8 protein-coding genes and 1 pseudogene are annotated in these 12,861 nt (G+C 32.1%); 5 read left to right on the forward strand and 4 right to left on the reverse strand.

The genetic code is table 11. The annotated features are described in order from the left end of the window. Window positions 1–78 precede the first annotated feature (78 nt). A complete protein-coding gene (gene fabD, locus WOVOC_RS04030) occupies window positions 79–1,056 on the forward strand; it encodes an ACP S-malonyltransferase (RefSeq protein ID WP_025264388.1) in 978 nt (325 codons plus the stop codon). A 40-nt stretch (window positions 1,057–1,096) separates the two neighbouring features. Here fabD and gpmI read toward each other — a convergent pair whose 3' ends face one another. Continuing rightward, window positions 1,097–2,602: a 2,3-bisphosphoglycerate-independent phosphoglycerate mutase gene (gene gpmI, locus WOVOC_RS04035; protein ID WP_025264389.1), complete on the reverse strand. Its 1,506-nt coding sequence runs from the start codon at window positions 2,600–2,602 to the stop codon at window positions 1,097–1,099. 1,215 nt (window positions 2,603–3,817) lie between these two features. On the opposite strand from gpmI, the gene rsmH reads away from it, so the two are divergent. Further along, window positions 3,818–4,792 carry a 16S rRNA (cytosine(1402)-N(4))-methyltransferase RsmH gene (rsmH, locus tag WOVOC_RS04040; RefSeq protein ID WP_025264390.1) on the forward strand — a complete coding sequence of 325 codons (975 nt, stop codon included), beginning with the start codon at window positions 3,818–3,820 and terminating at the stop codon, window positions 4,790–4,792. Between the two features lie 607 nt (window positions 4,793–5,399). Here the strand turns inward: rsmH and WOVOC_RS04875 are convergent. The 3 genes from WOVOC_RS04875 to WOVOC_RS04055 all read right to left on the reverse strand — a co-directional run bounded on the left by WOVOC_RS04875 (window position 5,400) and on the right by WOVOC_RS04055 (window position 8,620). Beyond that, window positions 5,400–5,594: an ankyrin repeat domain-containing protein gene (locus WOVOC_RS04875; protein WP_025264391.1), complete on the reverse strand. Its 195-nt coding sequence runs from the start codon at window positions 5,592–5,594 to the stop codon at window positions 5,400–5,402. A gap of 1,373 nt (window positions 5,595–6,967) precedes the next feature. Next, complete coding sequence (locus WOVOC_RS04880) at window positions 6,968–7,105, reverse strand: hypothetical protein (protein ID WP_232500391.1); 138 nt, start codon at window positions 7,103–7,105, stop codon at window positions 6,968–6,970. 840 nt (window positions 7,106–7,945) lie between these two features. After that, window positions 7,946–8,620, reverse strand: coding sequence for a septal ring lytic transglycosylase RlpA family protein (locus tag WOVOC_RS04055; protein ID WP_014868903.1), 675 nt, complete (start codon window positions 8,618–8,620; stop codon window positions 7,946–7,948). 47 nt (window positions 8,621–8,667) lie between these two features. On the opposite strand from WOVOC_RS04055, the pseudogene WOVOC_RS04060 reads away from it, so the two are divergent. From WOVOC_RS04060 to cgtA, 3 genes and pseudogenes are all read left to right on the forward strand, one after another. Continuing rightward, window positions 8,668–10,169, forward strand: a pseudogene (locus tag WOVOC_RS04060) (UDP-N-acetylmuramate--L-alanine ligase). A gap of 1 nt (window position 10,170) precedes the next feature. Beyond that, window positions 10,171–11,439 carry a phosphopyruvate hydratase gene (gene eno, locus WOVOC_RS04065; RefSeq protein WP_025264392.1) on the forward strand — a complete coding sequence of 423 codons (1,269 nt, stop codon included), beginning with the start codon at window positions 10,171–10,173 and terminating at the stop codon, window positions 11,437–11,439. Beyond that, window positions 11,436–12,461 (forward strand): Obg family GTPase CgtA, encoded by a 1,026-nt coding sequence (cgtA, locus tag WOVOC_RS04070; protein ID WP_025264393.1) that lies wholly within the window; start codon window positions 11,436–11,438, stop codon window positions 12,459–12,461. The genes eno and cgtA overlap by 4 nt, the downstream gene beginning before the upstream one ends. The last annotated feature ends 400 nt before the right edge of the window (window positions 12,462–12,861 follow it).

Here is a 12,861-nt window from a genome sequence, read left to right on the forward strand (position 1 = left end):
AAGTCAATTATTATTTTAATAATATTGACAAAAACCAAACAATATAGTCTTCTTGATGAAAAATAAATAATAATTACTATGATTTTTGCCTTCCCCGGTCAGGGCTCTCAATTTATAGGAATGGGAAAGAGCTTATATAGTCGATTTTCCGTTGCAAGACAGGTATTTAATGAAGTAGATAATATACTAAACAAAAAGTTATCTAGTTTAATTTTTAATGGCCCTATTGAAGAATTAACCATTACAGAAAATGCTCAACCGGCTATAATGGCAGTGTCAATTGCAACATTACGTACTATGGAATACGTTCTTGGTAGGTCTCTCTTCTCTAGTCACGATGCTAAATATATTTGTGGACATTCAGTCGGCGAGTATACAGCATTATGTGCTGCAGGTGCATTGACTCTCGAGTCTGCAATCAAGTTGCTTAAAGTCCGTAGCAAAGCAATGCACAATGCTTCATTGAAATGCCAAGGAGGAATGGTTGCATTATTAGGTGCAGAAATAAATGAAATAGAAGATATATTAAAATCAGCCCAAATTGACGGAATCTGTGAAATTGCTAACGATAATGGTGGTAGACAAGTAGTAGTGAGTGGCACTACAGAAGCTCTTAAAATATTACCTGATTTATTCAAAAATACAAGTGTAAAGAAATTAATTAAATTACAAGTTAGTGGGCCTTTTCATTCATCTCTTATGAAACCTGCTAATGAAAAATTTTTAAAATTTTTAAAGAACGTCAAAATAACTCGGCCTTTAATTCCCTTTGTATCAAATGTCACAGCTAAAGAAGAGAGTAATCCCAAAGATATAAAAGTTTTACTTGCTAAACAAATAATAAGTAAAGTGAGATGGAAAGAGATGATTTTATACATGTCAAGCCAAGGCATCAACAAATTCATTGAAATTGGACCCAATAAGGTTTTATCCAATTTAGTGAAAAGGATTGATCAATCTATCAACACAAAAAATATAAATAGTATTGATGATATTAACAGGTTTTTCGATAGGTTATTATTAACAGATGAAAATTTAGAAATTAGTTTAAGTTAAACCTCATTTTAGTTAAAATAACAGAGAATGATATAAAAAATTATACAATCAACGAATTCCCTGTCATTTTATCTGTTTTTTTTATCCCAAGTAGCTGTAAAACAGTAGGAGCGATATCGGATAATCGACCATCTTTCAGCATTAGGTTGCTGCAAGAATCAGAGCACACAATAAATGGAACTCTATTTAGGGTGTGTGCTGTATGAGGTGTATTGTTCTCTTCATCAAATATACACTCAACATTACCGTGATCTGCTGTAATAATAAGCACAGTATTACCTACTTTTTTAACAGTATTGAGTACTCTTGCAAGGCAATTGTCTACTGCTAGGACAGCCCTTTCAGCTGCCTTCATATTGCCTGTATGTCCTATCATATCAGGATTAGCATAATTTACAACTATTAGTGCAAATTCTTGAGAATGAATTTTCTCTACAAGTTTTTCTGTAAGCTGAAAAGCTGACATTTCAGGCTGCGAATCATAAGTTCTAACTTTTGGTGAAGGGATGAGAATTCTTTCTTCACCAGGAAAAGGTTTTTCTTTCCTACAATTAAAGAAGAAAGTTACATGAGCATATTTCTCAGTTTCAGCAATACGTAATTGTCGCAATTTATTATCTTCTATTATTTGTCCTAAAGTATCAGTAAAAGATGTAGTAGGGAAAAGACAAGGAATCTGAAAATCTTCTTTATATTCCATCATACTTAAAATAGAAGAGAATTTTGCTACTTTGCTGTAACCCGTTTTACCAAGTAAAATACTTGCTAACTGTATCATTCGATCAGCACGAAAGTTAGCCATTAACACTCCATCCTCTAGCTTTATACCTTGATAACCACCTATCACTGTAGGTTTAATAAACTCATCAGCTATGCTGCTTTGGTAGTTATTATCAATCAACGATATCACATCACTATGACGCGGTGCCTTTGTAAATGCGATAGCTTCATAAGCTTCAACTGTCCTTTCCCACCTATTGTCACGGTCCATAGCATAATAACGCCCAGAGATAGTAGCAATTTCTATATCATAGCCTTTTACACTTTCTTCAAATTCTTGAATGCATTTTTTTCCTGAATTTGGCAGCGTATCTCTGCCATCTAGAAATGCATGTATCATCACTTTGATTCTATATTGCGATATTTTACTGGCTAAAGCTGCAATGTGGTTTTGATGTGAATGGACACCACCATCTGACACCAATCCCATTATGTGACACACACCATTCTTATCTTTTAGGCTATTAATAAAGTTTTGCAGATTTACATTGCTTTCTATTGTCCCAATTTCTTGATTAATACGCTGTAGGCTTTGTATCTCCATTCTGCCACCGCCAATGTTTATATGACCAACTTCTGAGTTACCTATTTGGCCATCTGGTAACCCAACGTCAATTCCACAGGCAGATAAACTGCATTTCGGATAATTAGAGCTAATATGTTGCCAACAGGGTGGGTTAGCATTGCTAATAGCATTATGTTTGCTATTCTCTATTCCATTCCCCCAGCCATCCAATATACATAAAACGACTGATTTAAAGTTCATACAAAATTATCACATTAATAACGGAATCCTATAAATATAATGTTCTCTAATAATACTAAAAACAAACTCTCTTAACAACCTCTACATTTATGATATCAAATCTCTCATATAAAACCGTATAACAAATTTCTAGTAGAATACCCAAGCATACGCAAACCTTCAGAAACGAAAAACTCGAAAAATTACTTAACAAACTTTTACTATCCCCTTACCTTAACTCTAGATTGTTTTATTACCTTCAATCTATATAAATTAAGCAACGAAAGTACTACGGCAGCCTGCTTCTTATGTCTAATTTTTCGCGTTACATGTACCTCATGTTTTACAACATTTCCAGGTTGTTTTTACCCATGTAAGCTAGAAGCGCTTACAAAGCGTCCAAGACAATAAGAGCATCAGTTTATATGGTGTTAGATAGAGATAGTGAATAACTAGCTGCCATGAAACCTCTCTTGCTCTTTCTTCTACTTAGTAAATTTTTAAACCTCTATAACTAATCGAATTAAAAAACAACTGAATTACGGTTATTAAATGCTTAAAACATAAAAAAACACTAATGTTTTTGAATAGATATTAATTAAAACCTTTTCTACCTTTTCTTGCACAGTACAGATTCCTCAACATTTAAGCTAAAGATCAGTTGCAATTCCTTAATTTACGATATAGCAATCACCCCCAATTAATACACAGAAAATTATGTAAAAGCTTGTGAAGTCTCTTGTTCTGTAACCTTGACAATTGTTATCCATATGAATGGTTAAAAAACTACAAAAGTCCAGCGCAGCCATATTTCTTGATAAACAGAATCATGAGGTTATACCTGTCCTTTTATTAGGAATAATTCATACATAAGTACACTGACAGAAGTAAGCAACATAGCTACTAAAATTATAATAAAGAATATGTATCATTATGGTTAACAAATTAAATTTTATAAATCATTGAGAAAACTGGATAACCACTACTGTAAAAGCCATAAACGCTAAACTTAAAAATATTATTTTCATTATCTGTTGCATCAGCTTTTCACAATTTACTTAATATAATAATAATTTATCTTATAAATATAAACACTATACTAATGATAGTATCTTACTAAATTCTAGCATTTTTATATAGTTGACTATATTAAGTATTTTGATATCATATATTTCACCATACTTAAATGAGAAAGTTATCTTCACTTTCCTACACAAAAGCTTTCAATAAAGTGCTATGACACACATACCGGTTTTACTAAAAGAAATGCTATCGCAACTTTCACCACAAAATGGTAGTGTATATGTGGATGCCACATTTGGAGCTGGAGGATATAGTAAAGCAATATTGGAGTCAGCTGATTGCAGAGTGTATGCAATCGACAGAGATGAAACGGTTATTAAATTTTATAATAGTTTGAATACCAAGTACCACGGTAAAATAAAATTATTTATTGAAAAGTTTAGCAATATTCAAACTATACTAAACAGTAGTAATCTCAAACACTTTACAGAACCTTCCGTCATTGTTTCAGCTGGAATTCAGAAAAAAAATGTAAGGTCAAGCACCGAGATGATACAAAGTAATACCGTAGATGGAGTTGTGTTCGATATAGGAGTATCGTCTATGCAGCTTGATGAAGAAAATAGAGGATTTTCATTTTTACATAACAGTCCGCTTGATATGCGCATGGATACCTCTTCTCACATTAACGCTTCAATATTTGTTAATGCCTTACGCGAAGAAGAAATTGCAAACACTATATATAGCTATGGAGGTGAACGTTATTCTCGCAAAATTGCAAGAGCAATAGTGAACGTACGTAAGAAAAAAACTATCAACACTACATTTGAGCTTGCAGACATTGTACGTTCCGTGGTATCTCGCGGAAAAAGCAAGATTGATCCTGCAACTAGGACATTTCAAGCAATCAGAATATGGGTAAACGATGAGCTTAGAGAGCTTGAAAAGGGTATTAAAGCTGCATCCAAAATCTTAAATAGGAATGGCAAGCTGATTGTCATTACTTTTCATTCCTTGGAAGATCGTATAGTCAAGACCTTTTTTAAAGGCTTATGTGAGCCAAAATTCACCAACTGTAGAACGTTTTCTCTTCTGAATAAAAAAGTAATCAAGGCAAGCGCAGAAGAAATAAGTGCAAATCCACGTGCGCGTTCAGCAAAACTAAGAGCTATACAAAGGTTATTATGAAAACTTTCTATATTACCCTCAATAGGGATACTTTTTCAATGTTATAAAACTATTTAAAGTAAAACTACACGTCTAATTATTAAACAAGGATCTAACAGAAACAAAATATGAAATTAACTTAATGCAAAGCAATATAAAAGTCTTATAAGTAAAATGTAATTATTTAAGTAATATCCATTAAGAGACATTTAAAAAGCAATTCTTTGATACTAATTAGTTAAGTTAAAAATTTTAATTTTTTTTTAAATCGTACTGTGTTAGAGCACAATTTTAAAAAAGCGATCGAAGATTCTACAATAAAGCTATAGTCAAATATAGGATAAGTCTTCTAGTATAGTTTTAGTTTTTCTATATCTTTTATCTTTTTTTCTGCATTTGATTATAGGCCAAAAATAAAAAACAACTCCAGAAGTATTAAGTTTAAAGCTAAATACAAGAAACTTTGTATTTACCGTGTAGCTCTTCGTTTTGTTAACAAACATATCTATTACAGTGTGGACATTTTTGTATTTTACGTTAAGGTCTGCTTCTTATTTCTATTAACAGCTGAGCTGTATCAAAATAACTCTTTTAAACGGCAAGACGTAGAAGTGTATGCCTCCGTTGCTCATAGATATTTATATTGAGTCCAACTTCCAATAATATTCTTACAATTTTTATATGAACTTTTTTTAAAAGCTAGTAGCAAAGGAGTTCTGTTACATTTAGTTACAACATTAACATTCACTTTAAGTTTAAATAAGAGCCTAACTACTTTAGTGTCATTATTATAATTAGCTTTATGTAACTGAGCATATACCATCAAAATCTTGATCGTTTGTTTCTATTTCCTTTAAAATAAAAAATACTACCATTTTCTACTATTAAGATCAATAGTATATCTAATGAATCAAAACCACAGTTATTTTCTGCACAGATAAATCTTTTTAAGTTAGTTTTTGCTTGCTGTTTTTTTACAATAAGTCTCGTTATTTGCACTTTATTATCATATCCTGCTAGAAAAGGTTAAGATATTATTTTTTCATCTTTTGCTCCCTACATTTTTATAACCTTTTCTTTAACATCTCTTTCATTAATTTCTACGCCTTTTAAGATTAGGAAATTTATTAATTCCTTATCGTCTTACAACGTAGCAAGGCACGGTAGAACAAACCCGTTTCTATTTTTGAAATTAATTATAATTAATCAACAAGAGATTTAGTGTTTTCTTACACTCATACATAATAGCATAATACAGTCGACTCTTATTTTCACTACCTACATAAAATCACCTTCATATGCTCTAGCAATGACTTCACTCTAACCATATCACCTTCTTTTGTAAAAATTTATGAAAAAAGCGACTTCATTTGTACCTTTTGAATTAATATCAAATCCACTTTCGACTAATTGATTTTATGTTTTCCTATGTGCATACCATCTGAATTAAACCACTTTAGTATCAACAATACTCCACTTAGATTAAGTTTAAGTAAATCAGTGAGAAAAATGTAGCATACTAAAGCATCACCACGGTTGTACGAGTACCCTTCATTAAAGAATAGTACCCCTCCAAGCCATAGCTTGCATGAATATTGCTACAAAATTTAACAAAATATCATGAAAGTAGCTGATGCTTATATTTTATTACAACACTAGACAATTCAAAATTAAAAAAGCAGAGTTAAAATTATTTCAAATTTAATAGTTCTCTAAAATCAATTGTGTCAGGAAACAACCGCTATCTATAACATAATCACTTATACCATTAATGTAAACAAGAACTAGGCAACATTGAAAATACCTTTTAAGCATTTTAATTCATCTATCTTCTCTTGCACCTCTTACATCACTAAACAGTCAGTTTTATTTTTTAAAATTTGGTTTGAACCACATATAATCAATTTGACACTTCGGTACCTGTCTTTCTTCAACAAAAGAAATTTTTTCCTTATTTTCCATCAATTCCCAATATATTATAATATGTGCTCTTTCTATTGCTAAGCCCGCCAAGAAGCTCTCAAACTAAAGTCTGGTGGCTGTATATACCTTCAATAGGAGGTAAATAATCTAATAAAATAGGTACAAGGTTAATTTTCCTTAGATTTTTTTTTAAATATATTTTAGATTAAGTTTTAAATGATTATCTTTAAGTTTGTACTTCTTCAATCATGAATCAGCACCAGCCTTCATACTCTAAGTGTAATCCTTTGCAACAAAACCAGCAAGCTCGAGCTTATGTAGATACTTAGAAATGTATCCATATCTTGTAATATCTAAAGCAGCACAAATTTTTTCCTGTTCTTCAGCCCAAGGTAAAAGATTTCTGAGCATTTGCTTATAAAAAACTGTTTTCACATGAAAAAACCCGAGAATATTTGATTAAATTTCTCAACTAAAAGCCTATCTCTTGTAAAAGAAAGGTTTTCGATATCTTTCCTCAGAACTATATTTAAAACATACCCCTTCTAACCACTTCAGAATTCTGCCGATTACTATAAATGCCTTAAATTCTCTACATGCTGAAATATTTTCAGTCAAAATTTACTGCAACTAGAAAGCGATAAACTCCTCAAACGTTAAAATTAATCATACTCTTCCCTACGAAATCAGCACTACTGAATATATTCTTTTCAATACAAGATGATGCAGATCCATAAACAACAAAAATTAGCTTATTTATTTTTCAGCTGTGTATTTCAAAAATACTTCATTCTTCTTAAAGAAGTTAAATTTTTAAAAAAAATCATGAAAAACTTCACTAAAATAGTATAATAACATTATATCCAGCAATAGACACTTACAACTATTCATAGCAAATCACTTTAGTCACATACCCTGTAAAAGATACATTAAATTGTCTAGCAATTTACTTGGAAAATTCATTAGCTGATGAGATATCATAACATGCCATCCTAGTTCTGATGGCAAACCTACAATGAGTAACATTGTTCAAAATGCTTACTAAACTCTTAAAATAAACGACTTTTTTCTATACTATATCTTCTTCTTTGACTACTATAAAAGATATAGCATTCTTTTCTGCAAGCTCTAACAATTCCTTTAATTTAACTTGTCTACTAACAACATAAAATACAAAATATAGATCTTTGTTTCCATAATACTAAAATATCAATATCATAGCTTTCTTCATAATAAATCCAGTTTTCACTATTATTTATAATTCACCTTCACACAATATTGACCATCCCTAAAAAAAAATCTAACATTTTTCATTCCTTGATCACGAAGCTTCGATGCAACTGATTTAGCAGCTTGAATATTTTCAAAATATGCGATATATCCTTTACTTTCTACATTATCTTGTTTTGGGTGACGTTTTTGCATTTCTTTCTCATACTGCTTTCTATAATGAGGAGTCTTTTGTACTAATCGTTCAGACATCTTTCTTAAATATTGAACTTTTACTTTTGTCAGTCCAGATTTATGAAATCCTAAAATTTTTGCTGCTTTTTCCGATAGATCTATTAACCTACCTTCAACAAAGGGCCCTCTATCGTTAACCCTTACAACAAGTTTTCTTCCATTTTTTAAGTTAGTAACAAGAATAAAACATGGTAAAGGCAGAGTTCTATGCGCTGCAGAAATCAAGTGACGGTTAAATACTTCACCGTTTGCTGTAATTGTACTATGGCCTTCTATTCCGTACCATGATGCTATCCCCACCTCTTCGTAATGGTTACAGTGTTTTGGATGATAAGTTACACCATTTATTGTGTAGCTATTACCGATTTTATAGTGACCTGCAGTGCTATTGCACCTGCTGCTAAGACCACAACTACTTACTAAAACAAATATTAGACACAGCAAAACTAGGTTTTTAATCATTACATTCAGTGAAAAGGCTTAATTACTATAGTATTTTAAATTAAACTATAATAGATTTAGTAATAAGTAAACTTTTACATTAAATATGAACGATACTCGAAAAGAAACAATATACCTAATTGGCATAGGAGGAATTGGAATGAGCGCAATCGCTGAAATCCTTCACAACTCCAACTATAAAGTTCAAGGCAGTGATGTACGATCAAACGCCAATGTAGATAGGTTACAAAAGTTAGGCATAGAGATCTATATTGGTCATAATGCTAATAATATCAAGCAAGCTCAAGTGGTCGTATATTCTTCTGCAATAAAATCTGATAATGTTGAATTAGTTACAGCAAAAGATAACAACAAAACCATTTTGCATAGGTCAGATATACTTGCTGAAATTATGAAAGATAAATATGTAATAGCAGTTTCAGGCTCAAGTGGAAAGACAACAACAACTGCTATGATTGCTTCCATTTTGGATTATTCCAGTGGACCACTTTCCGCTATCCAAATAGCTGATGCTAGTAGCAAAAAAAAAGATTTAGATTCTAGCGTCACGCTCCAGAATAACACCAACATAGGAATTGATGCAACCGTAATTGTAGGAGGCATATTAAACTCCTATCAGAGTAACTTAAAACTTGGAAAGAGTGACATTTTTTTAATCGAAGCTGATGAGTCTGATGGAACTATGCTAAAAATTCCTGCAAATATTGCTGTCATAACGAGTATCAATAACGACCACATAGAATATTATAGAACATTTAGTAACCTCAAAAATGCATTTTTTCAGTTTACAAATGAAGCAGATTTTGCAATTCTACCTGATTCTGTAAGCATTGATCATGATGCAAGTAATTCTATAACGTTTGGGCTTGAAGGTGGTAATATTAAAGCTAGCAACATTAAGCAGTATGCTAACAGTATTAGTATTAGTTTCGATGTGTTAGTTAATAATAACCATAGAATAAAAAATGTGGTACTACCAAATGCAATAGGAATGCATAAAATCAGTAACGCCTTAGCTGCAATATCCACTGCGATAAAACTAGGAATCAGTGATAAAGAGATTAAAAAAGGTCTCTTGGAATTTAAAGGAGTAGCAAGAAGATTTTCTTTAATCGCTAACATCAAAGGCCTCAAATTAATTGAGGATTATGCGCATCATCCTAATGAAATACAAGCAACTCTGACAGCAGCGCGTTTAATCGCTAAAGAAAAAGTAATAGGAGTCATCGAGCTATTTCGTTTTGTTCGTATTCATAATTTTTTTGATGAATTTATACGGATTTTGATGATGTTTGACTATATCATCCTCACCCCTATCCATCCTCTAGAAGATAAACCCATTCCTGGTTGCGGGATCGACGATATACAAAAAGCTCTATTAAGTAACGGGTTTAATAGTGTAAAGACTGCGGATGATGCTTTGCTCATTTCACATCTTATTAGTAATTTGACAAATTCAGGCGATGTAGTACTATTTATTGGTCTTAGCAATAACATAGCTAAACTAGCAAGAGAAACTACAACACTCATGTCAAAAATAAAAGTTTAATATAATGAAAAAGATGATCAACAGTGTGTTCGCAAGAGAAATTTTAGATAGTAGAGGTTATCCAACTATTGAAGTAGAGATTGAACTCTGTGATGGAGCAATAGGTAGAGCATCTGTACCCTCTGGAGCTTCAACCGGCAAACTAGAAGCCTTAGAATTGAGAGATCAAGATGAAAAAAGATATTGTGGTAAGGGAGTATTGAAAGCAGTTCAAGCTGCAAACGTAGTGATAGCAAATAGGATCATTGGCATGGATGCAACAAACCAAAGTATAATCGATCAAACTTTAATTGAACTCGATGAAACGAAAAATAAATCTAAACTTGGAGCAAATACAACCTTAGGGGTGTCTCTTGCAGTTGCAAAAGCAGCAGCAAATAGTTTTAAAATACCACTATATAAGTATTTAGGAGGCGAACAGGCAAATGTTATACCAGGTCCACTCATTAACATAATTAACGGAGGAGTACATGCAGATAATAAACTTGATTTTCAGGAGTTCATGATTCTCCCTGTTGGAGCTGAGACTCTAAGTGAAGCAATCAGAATGTCCACGGAAGTGTTTCACAATTTGCGCAATATTCTTAAGAAAAATGGTTACAGTACAAACGTAGGAGATGAAGGTGGCTTTGCACCAAACATTGAAAGCACCGAAGAAGTACTTGACCTGATTATATACGCTATAGAATTTTCTGGTTATTCAGTGCACAATCACTTCACATTAGGTCTTGATGTTGCTTCATCTACCTTCTATGAAGATAGAGTTTATAAATTTAAAAATGGAGAGCTCACCTCAGAAGAATTGGCTGAGTATTATTTTAACCTTGTAGAAAAATATCCAATAACCTCTATAGAAGATGCAATGAGCGAAGACGATTATGAAGGTTGGAAATTACTCACTGCAAGACTAGGAAATAAAATTCAACTGGTCGGAGATGATCTGTTTACTACAAATTGTCAACTAATACGTAAAGGAATAGAAGAAAACATGGCAAATGCTGTATTGATCAAACCAAATCAGATAGGAACATTAACAGAAACCTTAGCTGCTATCGAAATGGCAAGATTAAATGACTATAAAGCTATTATTTCTCATCGCTCAGGTGAAACAGAAGACACAACAATATCTCACATAGCAGTTGCATCAAATTGCGGACAAATAAAAACTGGTTCGCTATCGCGTTCCGATAGGCTTGCAAAGTATAACGAACTAATGAGAATAGAAAGCACACTGGGAGAAAACGCCAAATATTATCATAAGTTAGTATGAATTTCATAGACGAAGTTGAATTATATTTAGAAGCAGGCGATGGAGGTGATGGCTGCGCAAGCTTTCGTCGAGAAAAATTTGTTGAATTTGGTGGTCCAAACGGCGGTAACGGAGGAAAGGGAGGAAACATAGTTTTTGTCAGCGATGCAAATCTCAATACTTTACTTAACTTTCGTTATATGAGACACATTAAAGCAAATGATGGAAAAAATGGTGCAAGCAGAGGCAGATCTGGTACAGCAGGGAAGGATATTATACTTAAAGTTCCAGTTGGTACACAAATAATCGATGAAGAAAATGAGGAAGTAATAGTAGATTTCGACAAACCTGATATGAAATTTCAAGTAGCACAAGGTGGTAAAGGTGGACTTGGAAATACTAATTTTAAATCCTCTACTAATAAGGCACCAAGATGTTTTACTTACGGTCAGCTTGGTGAGAAAAGAAACATAACATTAAAGCTGAAAGTTTTATCGGATGTCGGTATTATTGGCATGCCAAATGTAGGTAAATCAAAATTTTTAACTCGTTGTTCAAATGCAGATACAAGGGTAGAAAATTATCCATTCACCACCATCAGGCCACATTTAGGTGTAGCAAAGGTGGATGACAGCAAGATTGTGATAACAGATATTCCTGGAATCATTATTGATGCTCATCTTGGAGTTGGGCTCGGTCACAAGTTTTTAAAACATATAGAAAGATGCAAAATTTTACTACACTTTATTGACATAATTCATGATGATGTTATTTCAGCTTATAATTGTACACGCAATGAGTTGAAGCTTTACAATTATAATCTCATTAAAAAGGAAGAAATTGTAGTATTAAACAAATGCGACTTGTTGCAAGAAGCAGAAATTCTTAAAAAGAGAAATTACTTAGTTAATTATCTTAATAAAGAAATACTATGTTTATCAATTAATGATGATTTACAGCCTATTCTAAGATTATTAAGTGAGAAATTAAAAAAAAGCGACTCAAAAAGAACTACTAATGTATACGACCCTTTCAAGATATAAACTCCCCCCCTATTCAATACTTATACAGGCATGTGATAATTAAGGATTTTAATAGCTTAAGTGGTTTTTTATTAAGAGTATAAAATTTTAGACATAAGGTCCACCACATAAAAAAAGATTCAAAAAAAATGTAATGCATACGTGAAAGAGATTAAACACGTGTATACGCACCTATGTACATTAAAAAATGTGTACACTTCATTTTAACTGAAATTTAGATAAAAACCTGTAGGCAGAGATAAATTTTAAGCTCTCTAAATACCTTTATTGTAACCAGTAGTATCATTAAATAAACAAATAAAGTAATCTCTTTATACTAAGAAATCTTAATTTTACTTTAGTTATTAATCATACTACTGGTTACAATAAAGGTATTTAGAGAGCTTAAAATTTATCTCTG

The sequence above is a fragment of the Wolbachia endosymbiont of Onchocerca volvulus str. Cameroon genome (assembly GCF_000530755.1).
Taxonomy (GTDB): domain Bacteria; phylum Pseudomonadota; class Alphaproteobacteria; order Rickettsiales; family Anaplasmataceae; genus Wolbachia.

Excerpts from the sequence above, each read along its gene's own strand:
- WOVOC_RS04875 (WP_025264391.1), bottom strand. The coding sequence starts at position 5,594 with ATGGTATATGCTCAGTTACATAAAGCTAATTATAATAATGACACTAAA.
- cgtA (WP_025264393.1), top strand. The coding sequence starts at position 11,436 with ATGAATTTCATAGACGAAGTTGAATTATATTTAGAAGCAGGCGATGGA.
- WOVOC_RS04055 (WP_014868903.1), bottom strand. The coding sequence starts at position 8,620 with ATGATTAAAAACCTAGTTTTGCTGTGTCTAATATTTGTTTTAGTAAGT.
- fabD (WP_025264388.1), top strand. The coding sequence starts at position 79 with ATGATTTTTGCCTTCCCCGGTCAGGGCTCTCAATTTATAGGAATGGGA.
- rsmH (WP_025264390.1), top strand. The coding sequence starts at position 3,818 with ATGACACACATACCGGTTTTACTAAAAGAAATGCTATCGCAACTTTCA.
- gpmI (WP_025264389.1), bottom strand. The coding sequence starts at position 2,602 with ATGAACTTTAAATCAGTCGTTTTATGTATATTGGATGGCTGGGGGAAT.
- WOVOC_RS04880 (WP_232500391.1), bottom strand. The coding sequence starts at position 7,105 with ATGCTCAGAAATCTTTTACCTTGGGCTGAAGAACAGGAAAAAATTTGT.